The organism is Bradyrhizobium sp. 154 (assembly GCF_023073875.1).
Lineage (GTDB): Bacteria > Pseudomonadota > Alphaproteobacteria > Rhizobiales > Xanthobacteraceae > Bradyrhizobium.
In genome coordinates this window covers 37,182-52,422 of sequence record NZ_JADPKG010000094.1, presented here as the reverse complement: position 1 = coordinate 52,422, position 15,241 = coordinate 37,182, and the positions used below count along the sequence as shown (strand labels likewise).

15 protein-coding genes and 1 tRNA gene are annotated in these 15,241 nt (G+C 64.0%); 3 read left to right on the top strand and 13 right to left on the bottom strand.

Annotated elements, in window-relative coordinates; all coding sequences use genetic code 11:
- The first annotated feature begins 148 nt into the window (after window positions 1-148).
- Together IVA92_RS21585 and IVA92_RS21580 are read left to right on the top strand one after the other, a co-directional pair.
- Window positions 149-793, top strand: coding sequence for an NYN domain-containing protein (locus IVA92_RS21585; protein ID WP_247277037.1), 645 nt, complete (start codon window positions 149-151; stop codon window positions 791-793).
- Window positions 774-1,448 carry a uracil-DNA glycosylase gene (locus IVA92_RS21580; RefSeq protein WP_247277036.1) on the top strand — a complete coding sequence of 225 codons (675 nt, stop codon included), beginning with the start codon at window positions 774-776 and terminating at the stop codon, window positions 1,446-1,448. The genes IVA92_RS21585 and IVA92_RS21580 overlap by 20 nt, the downstream gene beginning before the upstream one ends.
- 8 nt (window positions 1,449-1,456) lie before the next feature.
- On the opposite strand, the gene IVA92_RS21575 is transcribed toward IVA92_RS21580, so the two are convergent.
- Genes IVA92_RS21575 through dapA form a run of 4 tightly spaced genes read right to left on the bottom strand, consistent with a single transcriptional unit; the run spans window position 1,457 to window position 3,934 of the window.
- The gene (locus IVA92_RS21575; protein ID WP_247277035.1) at window positions 1,457-2,038 is read right to left on the bottom strand and encodes a peroxiredoxin; all 582 of its coding nucleotides are present in this window, start codon (window positions 2,036-2,038) and stop codon (window positions 1,457-1,459) included.
- 3 nt (window positions 2,039-2,041) lie between these two features.
- Window positions 2,042-2,515, bottom strand: a complete 474-nt coding sequence (gene smpB, locus IVA92_RS21570; protein WP_145629990.1) for an SsrA-binding protein SmpB — start codon at window positions 2,513-2,515, stop codon at window positions 2,042-2,044.
- Window positions 2,516-2,574: 59 nt separating this feature from the next.
- On the bottom strand, window positions 2,575-2,991 hold the full coding sequence (gene mscL, locus IVA92_RS21565) for a large conductance mechanosensitive channel protein MscL (protein ID WP_247277185.1): 417 nt from the start codon (window positions 2,989-2,991) through the stop codon (window positions 2,575-2,577).
- Between the two features lie 52 nt (window positions 2,992-3,043).
- Window positions 3,044-3,934: a 4-hydroxy-tetrahydrodipicolinate synthase gene (gene dapA / locus IVA92_RS21560; RefSeq protein WP_247277034.1), complete on the bottom strand. Its 891-nt coding sequence runs from the start codon at window positions 3,932-3,934 to the stop codon at window positions 3,044-3,046.
- A gap of 279 nt (window positions 3,935-4,213) precedes the next feature.
- On the opposite strand from dapA, the gene IVA92_RS21555 reads away from it, so the two are divergent.
- Entirely contained in the window at window positions 4,214-6,643 is a 2,430-nt protein-coding gene (locus tag IVA92_RS21555; RefSeq protein WP_247277184.1) for a lytic transglycosylase domain-containing protein, read from the top strand.
- Between the two features lie 270 nt (window positions 6,644-6,913).
- Here IVA92_RS21555 and IVA92_RS21550 read toward each other — a convergent pair.
- From IVA92_RS21550 to IVA92_RS21510, 9 genes are all read right to left on the bottom strand, one after another.
- A tRNA-Ser gene (locus IVA92_RS21550) sits at window positions 6,914-7,007 on the bottom strand.
- A gap of 400 nt (window positions 7,008-7,407) precedes the next feature.
- Entirely contained in the window at window positions 7,408-7,674 is a 267-nt protein-coding gene (locus IVA92_RS21545) for a hypothetical protein (protein ID WP_247277033.1), read from the bottom strand.
- A 1,535-nt stretch (window positions 7,675-9,209) separates the two neighbouring features.
- Entirely contained in the window at window positions 9,210-10,688 is a 1,479-nt protein-coding gene (gene gatB / locus IVA92_RS21540; protein WP_247277032.1) for an Asp-tRNA(Asn)/Glu-tRNA(Gln) amidotransferase subunit GatB, read from the bottom strand.
- Window positions 10,685-10,987, bottom strand: a complete 303-nt coding sequence (locus tag IVA92_RS21535) for a hypothetical protein (protein ID WP_247277031.1) — start codon at window positions 10,985-10,987, stop codon at window positions 10,685-10,687. The genes gatB and IVA92_RS21535 overlap by 4 nt, the downstream gene beginning before the upstream one ends.
- Complete coding sequence (gene gatA, locus IVA92_RS21530) at window positions 10,978-12,453, bottom strand: Asp-tRNA(Asn)/Glu-tRNA(Gln) amidotransferase subunit GatA (RefSeq protein ID WP_247277030.1); 1,476 nt, start codon at window positions 12,451-12,453, stop codon at window positions 10,978-10,980. Before gatA ends, IVA92_RS21535 begins: the two co-directional genes overlap by 10 nt.
- The gene (locus IVA92_RS21525; RefSeq protein WP_247277029.1) at window positions 12,450-12,662 is read right to left on the bottom strand and encodes a hypothetical protein; all 213 of its coding nucleotides are present in this window, start codon (window positions 12,660-12,662) and stop codon (window positions 12,450-12,452) included. Before IVA92_RS21525 ends, gatA begins: the two co-directional genes overlap by 4 nt.
- A gap of 18 nt (window positions 12,663-12,680) precedes the next feature.
- Window positions 12,681-12,968, bottom strand: a complete 288-nt coding sequence (gatC, locus tag IVA92_RS21520; protein ID WP_247277028.1) for an Asp-tRNA(Asn)/Glu-tRNA(Gln) amidotransferase subunit GatC — start codon at window positions 12,966-12,968, stop codon at window positions 12,681-12,683.
- Between the two features lie 77 nt (window positions 12,969-13,045).
- On the bottom strand, window positions 13,046-14,122 hold the full coding sequence (locus IVA92_RS21515; protein ID WP_247277027.1) for a nitronate monooxygenase family protein: 1,077 nt from the start codon (window positions 14,120-14,122) through the stop codon (window positions 13,046-13,048).
- 24 nt (window positions 14,123-14,146) lie between these two features.
- Window positions 14,147-15,154 carry a nitronate monooxygenase gene (locus IVA92_RS21510; protein WP_247277026.1) on the bottom strand — a complete coding sequence of 336 codons (1,008 nt, stop codon included), beginning with the start codon at window positions 15,152-15,154 and terminating at the stop codon, window positions 14,147-14,149.
- Window positions 15,155-15,241 lie beyond the last annotated feature (87 nt).

Sequence of the window (15,241 nt, the reverse complement as noted above, 5' to 3'; positions counted from 1 at the left end):
GGAAGTCCGCCATAACTATACCTTGATTGCCCCGACTTCTCCGGATTTGCGGTTTCGACGGCTTTCGACGGCGCCTTAGAACTGCGCGGCTTGCTGCCGCCGCGCCAACAATAAACGATCAATCACGACCACTACGCGAGCAAACTGAATGTCAATTTCTCCTACCAACAAGATCGCGCTCTTCATCGATGGCGCCAATCTCTACGCGACGGCGAAAACTCTGGGCTTCGACATCGATTACAAGCGCCTGCTGAAGGAGTTTCAGAGCCGCGGGACTCTGCTTCGGGCGTTCTACTACACCGCTATCATCGAGGATCAGGAATACTCCTCGATTCGCCCGCTGATCGATTGGCTGGACTACAACGGCTACACCGTCGTCACCAAGGCGACCAAGGAATTCATCGACGCCTCCGGCCGCCGCAAGGTCAAGGGTAACATGGACATCGAGCTCGCCGTCGACGCCATGGAGCTCGCCGAGCATATCGACCAGATGGTGCTGTTCTCGGGTGACGGCGACTTCCGCTCCCTGGTCGAGGCCGTCCAGCGCCGCGGCGTGCGGGTCACCGTGGTCTCCACCATTGCCAGCCAGCCGCCGATGATCGCCGACGAGCTGCGCCGCCAGGCCGACGTCTTCACCGACCTCGTCGAGCTGCAATCCAAGCTCGGCCGCGACCCGTCCGAACGCCCCGCCCCGCGTGATCGCGGCGAGCGCGAGGGACGCCACCACGCCCCGCAATTCCTCCAGCGCGCAACCACGATGGCGCCGAGGGGCGATGACGACTTCGAGGAGTGAGGCGGCCCGGCCAAGCCGCCAGCCATCCACCGTCGTTCCCGACCGTGACTGCCCCCTCTGTCCGCGCCTGGTCGCCTTTCGCGAGGCCAACCGCGCGCGTGAGCCGTCGTGGCACAATGCGCCGGTTGCGCCCTTCGGTGACATAAAGGCGCGCCTGCTGATCGTCGGCCTTGCGCCGGGGATGCAGGGAGCCAACCGCACCGGTCGTCCCTTCACCGGCGACTATGCCGGTGATCTCCTTTACGCGACGCTGCTCGAATATGGGTTCGCCAAGGGCACCTATCAGGCGCGCCCCGATGACGGCCTGAAGCTGGTCGATTGCCGGATCGCCAATGCCGTGCATTGCGTGCCGCCGCAGAACAAGCCGCTTCCGATCGAGATCACCACCTGCCGCCGGTTTCTCGTCGCCAATCTGGCGACCATGCCGAACCTGCGCGCCATCGTCGCGCTCGGGCGGATTGCGCACGACAGCGTGCTCAAGCCCCTGAATCTGAAGGGCTCGCAAGCTCCCTTCGGCCACGGCGCCGTGCACCAGGCGGGCGCGGTCAAGCTTTACGACAGCTATCACTGCTCCCGCTACAACACCAACACAGGGGTGCTGACGCCCGACATGTTCCGGTCCGTGTTCGCGAAGGTGAAAGCCGACCTCGATTAGGCCCCGACCTAGCCCCTGACTGGATTGGCCTTCAGCCAACCGAGCACATCGCCGGCGTTCCGGTCCGGCGGAAACACCGGATAGAACACGTGCGTGATCCTGGCGTCGTCGATGATCAGTGCAAGCCGCTTGATCAGCGTCAGGCCTGCGACCTGCATCGTCGGTAAATTCAGGGCGCGCGTCAGCTTCAGCTTCTCGTCCGACAGCACCGGGAACGGCAGATGCAGCCGCGAGGCCATCTCGATCTGGTAGTCGTTGCTCTGGGCCGAGAGACCGAACACGTGCGAGGCGCCAGCCGCCTTCAAATCGGCAAACAGGTCGCGAAACGCGCAAGTCTGAGGGGTGCAGCCGCGCGCGCCCGGGATCATGTCCCAATCGTCGACCAGTGCGATCTTGCCGGGCTCGCCTGTGCGGGGATAGGCGAACACCACGGTCCGGCCGCGCAGCGCCGACAGCGTGACTGACGTGTCGTCCGTCGCGCGCAGGCCGATCGCCGGCAACGTCATGCCCGTCAGATGCGCGGCGCCGCCGTCGTCGGCCGGCGCGGGAATCTGGCTCCAATCGACCTCGAGCAGGTTCCTCTGGATCATCCCCTATCCCCTTGCCCGCATCAGGCGGCCCTTCTCCCGGCTCCAATCGCGCTTCTTCTCGGACTCGCGCTTGTCGTGCAGCTTCTTGCCCTTGGCAATCGCCAGCTGCAATTTGGCCCGACCGCGCTCGTTGAAGTACAGCTTGAGCGGGATCAGCGTCATGCCTTCGCGGTCGACCGCGCCCATCAGCTTGTTGATCTGTCGGCGGTGAAGCAGCAGTTTTCGCGGCCGTTTGGGCTCATGATTGAAGCGGTTGCCCTGGAGATATTCGGGAATGGTGGCGTTGATCAGCCAGATCTCGCCGTTCTTCGAGTCGGCATAGGATTCCGCGATCGTGCTCTTGCCGTTGCGGATCGACTTGACCTCGGTGCCGGTCAGCGCGATGCCCGCCTCGATCGTATCCTCGATGGCGTAGTTGAAGCGGGCCTTGCGATTTTCCGCCATGACCTTGATCGGACGTTCGTTCTTATCGGCCATCGCAGACAAACCTGATCAAGATGCGCACGGATTCTAACAGGTCGGATGAAGCGCGCGCGTCAAGACTTCTTGAGGAGATCACGGATCTCGGTCAGCAGCTCGACCTCGGCCGACGGCTTCGGCGGAGCGGCAGGTGCCGCCTCCTCTTTGCGCTTCAAGGTATTCATGGCGCGGATCACCAGGAAGAGCACGAAGGCGATGATGATGAAGTTGATCGTCAGCGTGAGAAAGCTGCCCCAAGCAAGTACGGCGCCTTGCTTTTTTGCATCGGCTAAGTTGGTGGCTGTGACCTTCGCCGACAAGGGGGTGAAGTAGTTCGAGAAGTCGAGTCCGCCGGTGACGGCGCCGATGATCGGCATGATGACATCGCCGACCAGCGAGTTGACGATGGCACCGAAGGCCGCGCCGATGATGACGCCGACCGCGAGATCGACGACGTTCCCCTTCATGGCGAACTCGCGGAACTCCTTGAGCATACGCGTGCCCTTTTCCTCGACGCTCATGAAAGGCTCCCCGAAGGCCAACGCGTCAGTTGATCAGGCCCGCGTGCACCATCGCGCTGCGCACGGCAACGCGGGTCGGCTCGGAGACCGGCACCATCGGGAGCCGCAGCGTCTCGTCCAGCTTGCCGAGCAGCGACATCGCGTATTTGATCGGCGCAGGATTGCTCTCGATGAAAAGGTTGTTGTGCAGCGGCATCAGCTTGTCATGCAGCTTCAAGGCGGTGGCATGGTCGCCCTTCTGCCAGGCGACGTGGAACTCCGAACACAAGCGCGGCGCGACGTTCGAGGTCACCGAGATGCAGCCGTGGCCGCCATGGGCCATGTAGCCGAGGATGGTTGCGTCCTCGCCGGAGAGCTGATTGAAATCCTCGCCCATCGCCGCGCGCTGCTGCGACACGCGGACCATGCTGGCGGTGGCGTCCTTCACGCCGGCGATGTTGTTGAGCTCCCACAAGCGCTTCATGGTGTCGACCGACATGTCGATCACCGAGCGCGGCGGAATGTTGTAGATGATGATGGGGATGCCGATCGCGTCGTTGATCGCCTTGAAGTGCTGATACATGCCTTCCTGGGTCGGCTTGTTGTAGTAGGGCGTGACGACCAGCACGGCATCGGCGCCCGCCTTCTCGGCGTGCTGGGAGAGTTCGATGGCCTCTTTGGTCGAGTTGGAGCCGGCGCCCGCGATCACCGGCACGCGGCCCTTGGCTTCAGCGATGCACCATTCGACGACCTTCTTGTGCTCGTCGTGGCTGAGCGTCGGGCTCTCGCCGGTGGTGCCGACCGGGACCAGGCCGTTGGTGCCCTCTGAAATCTGCCAATTCACCAGGGAGCGGAACGCCGCCTCGTCCAGCGAGCCGTTCTTGAACGGCGTGACCAAGGCGGTGAACGACCCCCGGAATTTCGTCTTGGCTGCCATGGACTTCCTCCGTACGCGGCGATCTCTTGAGCAAGGCCCATTCATATCGGGTCTGTCCGGCCGGTAAAAGGCCCGCCGCGTGTGACTCACCGTTTAGGCCGCGATTTTGCCGCGGTGATGGTGCAAATCGGCCCGAGGTAAGCGGCTGTTGGTATTTTGTCCGCATATTCAATCAAATTCAGCTAGATCTTGGGCCACTTGACTGATTCGGGGCGACGAAACGCCGTGACCTCCCTCCCTCGTGCCGCATGGCGATCCACCGGTCTGGTCGTGTGCCTGATGGCAGGGCTGTCGGTCGGCTGTGCTGCCTTGGCCAAGTCCAATGACAAGTCCAACGAGACGACTGCGGACGAGGCTAAGAATTCCGCGAAGCCAGCCGCCAAGGACTCGTCCAAGGGAACCGGCAAGGCAACTTCGAAGGATACGGCCAAGGGGGCCAGCAAGGGTGCCGCCAGCGCCCCGGCGAAAGATACCGCGAAGAAATCTGCCAAGGACGCTGGGACGAACGCCGGCAAGGAACCCGCGAAGGACAGGCCAAAACCCGCGGCAGCGCCCAATCCCACGGCAGCGTCCAAGCCCGCGGCAGCATCCAAGCCCGCGACAGCTCCCCCCGCGCCAGCATCAAAACCGGCCGCCAACGGCGCGCCGCCCAAAACCGCACCCGCCCCGGCTTCAACGGCCACCGTCAGACCGGCCGCCCCGGCCGCGGCCAAACCCGTCGCAGCTCCCGTGCTGGCTCCTGCGACCCGCCAGCATGCAGCGCCGCGCAAGCCGGTCATACCGGCTGCGGTCGCCGCAACGTCGTCGACCTCGCAGGCCGACAAGGACACGCTGGAGACCGTCATCGAGCTCGTGCGCAAGCGCAAGGCGGGCGATGCCACCAATTATGCAGCTTCGATCTTGGATCCCGTCGCGCGAAAGCTCGCGGAATGGATCATCCTGCGCAGCGAGGACAATGGCGCGACCGTGGAGCGCTACCGCGCCTTCCTGTCCGCCAATCCGAGCTGGCCGTCGCAGACTTTCCTCCGCCGGCGCCTGGAGGCCGCGATGTGGGACGACAGGCGCGACGATTCAGTTGCGTGGTCGTGGTTCGAGAATGAGTCGCCGATCTCCGCCAAGGGCCGCTTCACGCTCGCCAAGGCGATGCTGGCGCGCGGCGACCGCGCCAACGCCGAGCGGCTGGTGCGCGACGCCTGGCGCAGCGATCCGATGTCGGAGGACACCGAGAACAACGCGCTCGACCAGTTCGGCGCCCTGCTGACGCCAGGCGATCAGAAGGCGCGGATGGACACTTTGCTCTACGGCAGCGAGAACGAGGCCGCGCTGCGCGCCGCCAAGCGCCTTGGCGCCGGCTATGTCGCGCTCGCCAAGGCTCGCATCGCCGCCGTCAAGAAGGCGCCGAACGCGCGCGCGCTGCTCGACGCCGTGCCGCGTGAGCTGCACAACGATCCCGGCTTCGTCTTCAGCAAGATCCAGCTCCTGCGCCGCGAGGAGAAGTTTGCCGAAGCGGCGCAGCTCATGCTGTCGGCGCCGAAGGATCCGAACCGGCTCTACAATCTCGACGAATGGTGGATCGAGCGGCGCCTCCTGGCGCGCAAGATGATCGACACCGAGGAATTCCGCAGCGCCTATCTGATCGCGCGCGATGCCGCCCTGCCCTCGCGCGACATCTACAAGACCGAGCAGGAATTTACAGCGGGCTGGATCGCACTCCGCTTCCTCAACGATCCCGCGACCGCCGCCCAGCATTTCGCCCGCATCGGGGTCGGCAGCGTCAATCCGACGACGCTAGCGCGCGCCGGCTATTGGCAGGGCCGCGCCGCGGAAGCGATGGGCCGCCAGCAGGAGGCGCGCAACGCCTATGCCCGCGCAGCCGAGCAGTCGACCAGCTATTACGGCCAGCTCGCGCGCGCAAAACTCGGACTGCCCCAGATCGAGCTCCACAGTCAGCCGCGGGGCCGCGGCGCCGAGCGGCTCGAGATCGTGCGCGCCGCGCAACTGCTCTACGAGCTTGACGAGCGTGAGATAGCAGTGCCGTTGCTCGCCGACATGGGCGAGAACGGCGATCCCGAAGCGCTTGCCGGCCTTGGCGAGCTCACCCAGCGCTACGGCGACGCGCGCGGCATGCTGCTGCTCGGCAAGGCCGCACTCAATCGCGGCCTGCCGTTCGACTTCTACGCCTATCCCGTCAACGGCATTCCGCAGTTCACGCCGATCGGGCCCGAGGTCGAGCGCAGCATCGTCTATGCGATCGCGCGACAGGAGAGCGCGTTCAATCCGTCGGTGGTCTCGCCGGCGCAGGCCTACGGGCTGATGCAGGTGACGCCGGACGCCGCGCGCTACGTTTGCAAACGCCACGGCGCGACTTACGACCTGTCCCGGCTGAAGAACGATTCGGTCTACAACGCCACGCTCGGCTCGGCCGAACTCGGTGGGCTGCTCGAGGATTATCGCGGCTCCTACATCATGACCTTTGCCGCCTACAATGCCGGTCGCGGCAGCGTGAAGAAATGGGTCGAGCGCTACGGCGATCCACGCGATCCGAAAGTTGACGCGGTCGATTGGGTGGAGCTGATTCCGTTCTCCGAGACGCGCAATTACGTGCAGCGGATCATGGAAAACCTTCAGGTCTACCGCGCCCGCTTCGGCGGCGGCACCCGGTTGCAGATCGAGGCCGACCTGCGCCGCGGCACCGGCAGCGTGGAATAGCCGCGCCATCTTTCGGGTGAAAGCATGCCCGCCGTATCTGGTCGCCGTGCGCGGGTCGATGCCCGAATCTTGTTCCAGATCAGCTGGATGGCGGCGTCCTGAGCTTGGCTCCCTTGGCCTTAACTCCGGTTAGCCGCCTTCCCTCTCGCAACATACTGTCCTGGTTACAGTTTCTGCGATAGCGCCATGCGGTCACGGCGACACCCGCCGTAGAGGCGGCAGTATTCTAGGGGCGGGCGCGGGGGATATTGAAGATCAGTACAGCTCGGCTGGCGGAGACGGAGGGATTCGAACCCTCGATAGGCCTTTACAAGCCTATAACGGTTTAGCAAACCGCCGCCTTCAGCCACTCGGCCACGTCTCCAATATGCCGGGTATGCCCGACACGGCGGCGAGCCGCAAGCGGCAGAATTGAGGTCGGCGGGTTCTTTTCACCTGAAAGCTGCCAGGCGGGCGGCTGCTCAGGCACGCGAAAGGATCCGCAGCGCGCGACCACCGATGCGTGCCGCCTTATGTATGTCTCCGCCTCGGGCGACCGGACCGCCGGATCGCCAATGCGAGGACGAGATCGGCACCGCCTCGCCGGCCAGACGTTGAACCAGACGCCGGATTGCGCCGGCATGGAAAGTCCGAGACCTTGATCTTGGACACACCGGCCTCGTGCAGCCGGCAGGGTTCCAGGTCATCAGGCGATCTGAATCGCAGCCCTGCCCCATGCTCAACCGGACGTACCCGTAAGGGCGGTTCCGGATGCGATTTTCCGCTCAGTGAGCGGAAACCCACGCCCTCGCCTCACGCTGCGCGGCCGAGATCTCGGCCTCCGACATCTGCCCGGCGACTTCCTGGCGCAGCGCGACGGCGTCCTTGCGGCCCTTCAGCGCGGCGAGGTTGAACCATTTATGCGCGGCGACGAGGTCGACGAGGCCGGAGCGGCCGCTCGCCCAGTACATCCCGCGTTCGAACAGCACGTCCGAGAGCGCGCTCGCGCCGATCGGCGTCGCCGTCTCCAGATCGAAAGTACCCTGAAACATGTCGCATCCCCTTTTTCTTATGCCGCCCCGTTTCCCCGAGCGCGGCTCCCGTCCAACTCTGATTTCGCATGATCCTTCCCGGAAAACCGGAAGACCACTTTTGCGCTGTTCAACTCATCCCCAAGGCTTTTGCCCATGCCGTTTGCCGGCTTGTGGAGCGATGATGGCGGGCAAATTTGAATGGCAGTTTAAGTATCGCGATGAAGCAGACGTAAACGCGAGCGCGCGGTGCTTGCGCACGGAATTCAAAAAGCGCCTGATTTGCAAGCACTTCTGCGCTTCGTCAGATTCGGTTTACCCTGCGATTTTGGGAGAACGATAACCATCGCGCAGGGTCGGACGCGCATTGTGGGGGTCCCGCGTGCCGCTTGCTGTCCTCGCCCGCGCAGGCGCGTGACCCGGTGTTCCGCCGATAGCAGTCATCAGTCGAGACGCCGCAGGTACTGGATCGCCCGGTCCAAGCCGGGCGATGACACCGCACACGTAGAACGGCGCTCGGGCTAGAGCAGACAGGCGACGTGGGCGCACGCCCCAGCCTTGCCCAAGGCAGGGCGAGCAAGCGCGCGGCCGCGTCGCAATCAGATCAGCAATGTCTGGGGAAAGGAATGCCGGCAATGCCCCGGCCTCAAGAGAACGAGGGCGTCGGCGAACACGTCAGGACCAGATTTCACGTTGGCGCGAAGGCCGCTTGTGAAATTGCGGAGCCCTTGAGGAGAACCGCACCGAACGAAGAAAACTCGTTTCTTCTGCCGGGCCGCAAGAGACGACCCGACCGTTGACCTGATGTCTCGCCGACACCCTCTATCGTCGACCAGAACCCTTAGGAGGCGCTGATGACGTGCCGGCTATCTAGAGCCGGCAACTTCAGAAGCGAAGTTACTTCTTCTTCTTCGCGACCTTGCGGGTCTTCTTCGCAGTCTTCTTCACTGCGCTCTTCGCCTTCTTCGCCTTCTTCGCTTTCTTGGCCATGTTGCCCTCCGATGTGTGAGATGGCTTTAATCGCTGCGTGCACTCGGGGATCGAATGCACTCATCCCGAATACACCAACACGAAGAAAAAAACAGCGTCTCGCTTAAAGAAGTGTTGACGACGCAACGCGCGTGCGCTTGGCGAGCGCGGCGCAAGCGCACTGCATTACATGTGCTTGCGATCGCAGAGAGTGGGCGCATCGTCGGCGTCTGCAACAGATGCGATTGCAGAAAAACACTATGCAGAAAGTATTTTTCTGCACACATGCATCGCGCATGATCGATGTGATGACGTGCCTCTTCGATCCCACGATTGCCGCGCGAAGGCGTTTCGCGGACTCTGAGTCGCGAGTTTTGGCAACGAAAAAATTTTCATGCTTAACGGCACGAAGGCCCGCCTGATCGTGTGCAAACCGCCGTTTTGCGCGAATCGCGTGCCTGCGATTCGGTCGCCGCATCGCTGTCGATGCGATGAAGTTCTGCCGCCGAGGATGCGCGCGAGCGCCGCACCGAGAGCCGACAACGAGGTGACGAAGCGTACTCGTCACCTCGTTCGAATGCGCGAGGCTAGACGCCGAGCTTGGACTTGAGCAGGTCGTTGACGCTCTGCGGGTTGGCCTTGCCGCCCGACGCCTTCATCACCTGGCCGACGAACCAGCCGAGCGACTGCGGCTTGTCCTTGACCTGCGCGGCCTTGTCGGGATTGGCCGCGATGATGTCGTCAACCACCTTTTCGATCGCCGAGAGGTCGGTGACCTGCTTCATGCCGCGGCTTTCCACCAGCGCGCGGGGGTCGCCGCCCTCCTGCCAGACGATCTCGAACAGATCCTTGGCGATCTTGCCTGAGATCGTGCCCTCGCCGATCAGGTCGATGATCGCGGCGAGTTGCTCGGCGTTGACGGGAGAGCCCGTAATATTCCGGCCTTCCTTGTTGAGACGGCCGAACAGCTCATTGATCACCCAGTTCGCCGCCATCTTGGCGTCGCGCGCGCGGTTGGCGAGCTTGTCGAGCACCGTCTCGTAGAACACCGCGCTCTCGCGCTCGGCGACCAGCACGCTCGCGTCATAGGCCGACAGGCCGAAGTCGGCGACGAAGCGCATCTTCTTCTTGTCCGGCAGCTCGGGCAGCTTCGCCTTCAGATCGTCGACGAACTCCTGGCTGAACTCCAGCGGCAGCAGGTCGGGATCGGGGAAGTAGCGGTAGTCATGCGCCTCTTCCTTGGACCGCATCGAGCGTGTCTCGCCCTTATTGGGGTCATAGAGCCGCGTCTCCTGCTCGATCGCGCCGCCGTCTTCCAAGATCTCGATCTGACGCCGCGCCTCGTACTCGATCGCCTGACCGATGAAGTTGATCGAGTTCATGTTCTTGATCTCGCAGCGGGTGCCGAGCGGACCGCCGGGCCGGCGTACCGAGACGTTGACATCGGCACGCAAGCTTCCCTTCTCCATGTCGCCGTCGCAGGTGCCGAGATAGCGCAGGATCGAGCGCAGCTTGGTCACATAGGCCTTGGCCTGCTCGGCATCGCGGATGTCGGGCTTGGAGACGATCTCCATCAGCGCCACGCCGCAGCGGTTGAGATCGACAAAGGACATGCTTGGCGACTGGTCATGCAGCAATTTGCCTGCATCCTGCTCCAGATGCAGCCGCTCGATGCCGATGGTGACGCTGCGGCCGCCGTCGAGCTCGATCAGCACCTCGCCCTCACCCACCACCGGCGATTTGTATTGGCTGATCTGGTAGCCTTGCGGCGAGTCCGGATAGAAATAGTTCTTGCGGTCAAACACCGAACGCAGATTGATCTTTGCGTTGAGGCCAAGCCCGGTCCGGACAGCCTGCCTGACGCATTCTTCGTTGATGACGGGCAGCATGCCCGGCATCGCGGCGTCGACCAGCGACACGTGGCTGTTCGGCTCCCCGCCGAATGTGGTCGAGGCGCCCGAGAACAGTTTTGAGTTCGAGATCACCTGGGCATGGATCTCCATGCCGATGACCATCTCCCAATCGCCGGTGGCGCCCTTGAGAAGCTTGTGCGTGGCCGTGCTCATGTCTTGCTCCCAAGCAGCGTGGCAGCGATCCGCTCCCACTCTGCTTCCAATGAATCCTTTGCCGCGGGCTGACCGGCCTGGCGGTACCAGTAGCCAGCATTGCCGAGATCACCTTCGACGCGGTGCAGATACGCATGCACCCACGCCGCCTCGCGGCTGCTCTCGTCCTGGACTATTCTGTGTGCGCGCTCCCAGTCGCCCTTGGCCGCCCACCAGAGGCCGGCGAGCGACGCGTTCAATTCCGGCGCAGGCGCCGCGCCGTCAAGGCTCGCGATGAACGCGGCGACATTCACCACCACCTCGCGGGCCTGAAGCGGCCGGCAGCCTGCTCGATCACCTCGCCGAGCGAGAACAGCGTCTCTTCGTCGAAGGGACGGCCGATCAGTTGCAAGCCGAGCGGCAGGCCCTGCGCGTCCTTGCCGGCGGGCACGGCGATGCCGGGCAGGCCCGCCATGTTCACGGTCACCGTGAAGATGTCGTTGAGGTACATCTCGACCGGATCGGCGCCGCCCTTCTCGCCGATGCCAAAGGCAGCCGACGGCGTCGCCGGCGTCAGGATGGCATCCACGCCTTTGGCGAAGCAGTCCTCGAAGTCCTTCTTGATCAGCGTACGTACTTTTTGCGCCCGCAGGTAATAGGCGTCGTAATAGCCGGCCGAGAGCACATAGGTGCCGATCATGACGCGGCGCTTCACCTCTGCGCCAAAGCCCTCGGCCCGGGTGTTTTCGTACAGCTCGATGATGTTCCTGCCCTGCTCGCGCAGGCCGTAGCGCACACCGTCATAGCGCGCGAGGTTGGAGGACGCCTCTGCCGGCGCCACGATGTAATAGGCCGGCAGCGCATATTTGGTGTGCGGCAGCGACACCTCGACAAGCTCGGCGCCGGCGCTCCTGAGCCAGTCCGCGCCCGCGCTCCAGAGTTTCTCGATCTCGGCCGGCATGCCGTCGAGACGATACTCCCTGGGGATGCCGATCTTCATGCCCTTCACGGACTTGCCGATCGCAGCCTCGTAGTCCGGCACGGGGATGTCGACCGAGGTCGTATCCTTCGGATCGTGCCCGGCCATCGAGCGCAGCAGCATCGCGGCATCGCGCACACTGCGCGCGATCGGGCCGGCCTGGTCGAGCGAGGAGGCAAAGGCGACGATGCCCCAGCGCGAGCAGCGGCCATAGGTCGGCTTGATGCCGACGGTCGCGGTGAACGCGGCCGGCTGGCGGATCGAGCCGCCGGTGTCGGTCGCGGTCGCGCCCATGCAGAGCAGCGCCGCTACGGCCGAGGCCGAACCGCCGGACGAGCCGCCCGGCACCAGCGTTGCGTTCGAACCGTCGCGCCGCCAGGGATTGCCGACCGGGCCGAAGCACGAGGTCTCGTTCGACGAACCCATCGCGAACTCGTCATTGTTGAGCTTGCCGAGCAACACCGCGCCGTCGCGCCAGAGCTGCGACGTCACGGTCGATTCGTAGGTCGGCACGAAATTGTCGAGGATCTTCGAGCACGCTGTGGTGCGCACGCCCTTGGTCGCGAACAGATCCTTGATCCCGAGCGGGATGCCGGCGAGCGGACCGGCGTCGCCCCTGGCGATTCTGGCGTCCGCCTCGCGCGCCATGCTGCGCGCCTGGTCCGGCGTCTCCATGACGAAGGCATTGAGCACGCGCGCAGCTTCGATCGCGGAAAGATGCGCATCGGTCAGCTCGAGCGACGTGAAAGTCTTGTCGGCGAGACCCTTGCGGGCCGCGGCGAGCGTCAGCGATGTCAAATCGGTCATTTATTGATCGGGCTACAGAAGAACGGAGACAGGGTCTTGTCGTTGGCCGGGTCGTCTTTTTTGGCGGCTGCTTTTGCGGCGGCCTCGATCTCGTCGAGCACGGCATTGACGGCGACGTCGGGATCGGCAGCCTTGCCCTGCCGCTCCATCTTGTCGAGATAGGTCATGTAGGCCTGATAGGCCTTCTCATCGTCGCAAAGCAGACACATCGGACCACGTCCTAAAAGTTACTCGACGACCTTCGGCACCTGGAAAAAGTGACCTTCGGTCGCGGGCGCGTTGGCAACGATATCATCGGCGATCCCGCCGTCCGTGACGACGTCCTGCCGTTTCTTCATCTGCATCGGCGTGACCGAGGTCATCGGCTCCACGCCCTCGACATTGACCTCCGAGAGCTGCTCGACGAAGGCGAGCATGGCGTTGAGTTCGCCCTGCAAATGCGGAACCTCGTCCTCGGAAACCGCAATGCGCGCCAGATGCGCGATGCGGCGGACGGTCGTGGCGTCGACGGACATTATATAAGGCCTCTCACGGCAAAACCTATGTGCCGTATAGCAGAGGCCGGTTTTGCGCCGCAACCGGCGCTTCCCACCTATCCAGCGAGCGCTTTCATGCGAGCTAGCGCCGATTTGGCGAGATCGCGGGTCAATTCGGCCGCGGGGACGTCCCGGCCGAGGGCCACGGCCTGCCCAGCCCAGAGATTGGTGAAATCCACCCTCCCCTGCTTTTCGGCAGCCGCTTTCAGGGGCCCGAGCGCGGTCGCAGCATGGGGAAAGGGAGGTGCATCCGGCGAGATCGGGCCAGCCTCGCGCATCAGCCGGTTCTGGACACCGCGCGCCGGACGACCGGTCATGACATTGGTGATGACAGTGGATTCGTCGCCCGCCTCGGCGAGGGCCTTGCGGCCTCCCGCCGTGACCTTGGATTCAGGACAGCGCAGATAGGCGCTGCCGATCTGCACACCGGATGCACCGAGCGCAAAGGCCGCGGCAATGCCGCGCCCATCCGCAATACCGCCGCAGGCGATCACCGGCACCTTCACGGCATCGACGACCTGCGGCACCAGCGCAAAGGTGCCGGGCTGCTCCGCGATCTTGTCGGTCAGGAACATGCCGCGATGACCGCCCGCCTCCGCGCCTTGCGCGATGATGGCGTCGACGCCGCGCTGCTCGAGCCAGACCGCTTCCTTCACCGTGGTGGCCGATGAGATCACGAGGCAGCCGGCTGCCTTCACACGCTTGAGCAGAGTTTGCTCCGGCAAGCCGAAGTGAAAGCTGACGACTTCCGGCTTCAGCTCCTCGACGACCTCACAGAAGGCCGCGTCGAACGGCGCACGGTTCGCCGCAGCGATCGGCGCCGCCGGATCAAGACCGTGCTCGGTGTAATAGCCCGCGAGCCGCTGCTTCCAGCGTGCCTCGGCCTCGGTCGTGAGTTCGACCGGCGTGTGGCAGAAAAAGTTCAGATTGACCGGCGCCTTCACGCTCTGGCGGATGAGACCAACCTGCTCGCGCGCCTTCTCCGGCGAGATCATCGCGCAAGGCAGCGACCCCAGCGCCCCGCCCCGCGCGGCCGCAATCACCAGCTCTGTATCCATCACGCCCGCCATCGGCGCTAGCACGATCGGGAATTCGATCTTGAAGAGATCGATCAGTCGACGGTCAGGCCACATGGTGTGTCTCTTTCTCGTTTTTGCTTACCCTCCCCTGGAGGGGGAGGGTGAAGAATTCTGCGCCGCGACTATCGAATTCCGCCGGCCCTCCAGCAACTGCTCCGCCTCAAGCGCAATCCGCTCGACGATCTCCGCGGCGGACGGAATGTCATGGATCAGTCCGACCGCCTCGCCGGCAAAAACCGCCGCGATCTCGAAATTGCCCGCGGCCTTCGCCGCAGCATACTCCACGGCGACCTCGCTTGCGCGCTGCATCAACTCGATCTCGCGGCCGGTCCAGCGCTTGATGTGATCATTGACCAGCGAGCGCGCGGTGAACGGCGCCGGCCAGAACAGATTTCGCGACCAGTCGAAGACGACGCCGCGCACGGTATTATTGCTGTCGGCGTCACGAATGCGCCGCTTCGCTTCCTCCGCGCCATTGGCCTCCACGCTCGCATAAAAGCGCGTGCCGATCAGCACGCCGGATGCGCCCAGCATCAACATTGCAGCGAGACCCCGGCCATCCGCGATACCGCCGGCCGCAACGACCGGCACGCGCCCTGCCGCGAGATCGACGATCGCAGGCACGATGTCGATCGTAGTGCGCGATGCGCCATGGCCGCCAGCCTCGGTACCCTGTGCGATCAGGATGTCCGCGCCAGCATCGAGCGCCTGCTTCGCCATGTCCTCACTCTGCACCTGGCAGATCAATCGCGCGCCGCCCGCCTTGATGCGCGGCGCGAACGGCGCGGGATCGCCAAACGACAGCATGATGGCCTGCGGCTGGGCGTCCAACGCAATGTCGAGGAGCTCCGGCTGTTTTGCCAGGCTCCAGGTGATGAAGCCGACACCGAACGGCGCAAGACCCTTCAGCTCCTTGGTTTCGGCCTCCAGCCGGGCCCGGTCGCCGTAGCCACCACCCAAGATTCCGAAGCCGCCGGCACCGCTGACGGCACGGATCAACCGGCTGCCTGCAATGGTGTCCATGGGAGCCGACAGAATGGGATGCTTGATCCCCAGAAGCTCGGTCAGTGGCGTGGCGATCGGCATGCGTCCTCCCACTCTGGACAGGAACACTAGCCGCGAATAGCATTCTCTAAAATTGAATTCTAGAGAACGCTGCCATCTCAAATGCGG

Bases quoted from the DNA above. Each gene is read 5' to 3' on its own strand.
- IVA92_RS21580 (WP_247277036.1), top strand. From the start codon at position 774: ATGACGACTTCGAGGAGTGAGGCGGCCCGGCCAAGCCGCCAGCCATCC.
- IVA92_RS21525 (WP_247277029.1), bottom strand. From the start codon at position 12,662: ATGTGTCTGCTTTGCGACGATGAGAAGGCCTATCAGGCCTACATGACC.
- smpB (WP_145629990.1), bottom strand. From the start codon at position 2,515: ATGGCCGATAAGAACGAACGTCCGATCAAGGTCATGGCGGAAAATCGC.
- gatC (WP_247277028.1), bottom strand. From the start codon at position 12,968: ATGTCCGTCGACGCCACGACCGTCCGCCGCATCGCGCATCTGGCGCGC.
- IVA92_RS21545 (WP_247277033.1), bottom strand. From the start codon at position 7,674: ATGTTTCAGGGTACTTTCGATCTGGAGACGGCGACGCCGATCGGCGCG.
- IVA92_RS21510 (WP_247277026.1), bottom strand. From the start codon at position 15,154: ATGCCGATCGCCACGCCACTGACCGAGCTTCTGGGGATCAAGCATCCC.
- gatB (WP_247277032.1), bottom strand. From the start codon at position 10,688: ATGAGCACGGCCACGCACAAGCTTCTCAAGGGCGCCACCGGCGATTGG.
- IVA92_RS21515 (WP_247277027.1), bottom strand. From the start codon at position 14,122: ATGTGGCCTGACCGTCGACTGATCGATCTCTTCAAGATCGAATTCCCG.
- IVA92_RS21555 (WP_247277184.1), top strand. From the start codon at position 4,214: ATGGCAGGGCTGTCGGTCGGCTGTGCTGCCTTGGCCAAGTCCAATGAC.
- mscL (WP_247277185.1), bottom strand. From the start codon at position 2,991: ATGCTCAAGGAGTTCCGCGAGTTCGCCATGAAGGGGAACGTCGTCGAT.
- IVA92_RS21575 (WP_247277035.1), bottom strand. From the start codon at position 2,038: ATGATCCAGAGGAACCTGCTCGAGGTCGATTGGAGCCAGATTCCCGCG.
- dapA (WP_247277034.1), bottom strand. From the start codon at position 3,934: ATGGCAGCCAAGACGAAATTCCGGGGGTCGTTCACCGCCTTGGTCACG.
- IVA92_RS21585 (WP_247277037.1), top strand. From the start codon at position 149: ATGTCAATTTCTCCTACCAACAAGATCGCGCTCTTCATCGATGGCGCC.
- gatA (WP_247277030.1), bottom strand. From the start codon at position 12,453: ATGACCGATTTGACATCGCTGACGCTCGCCGCGGCCCGCAAGGGTCTC.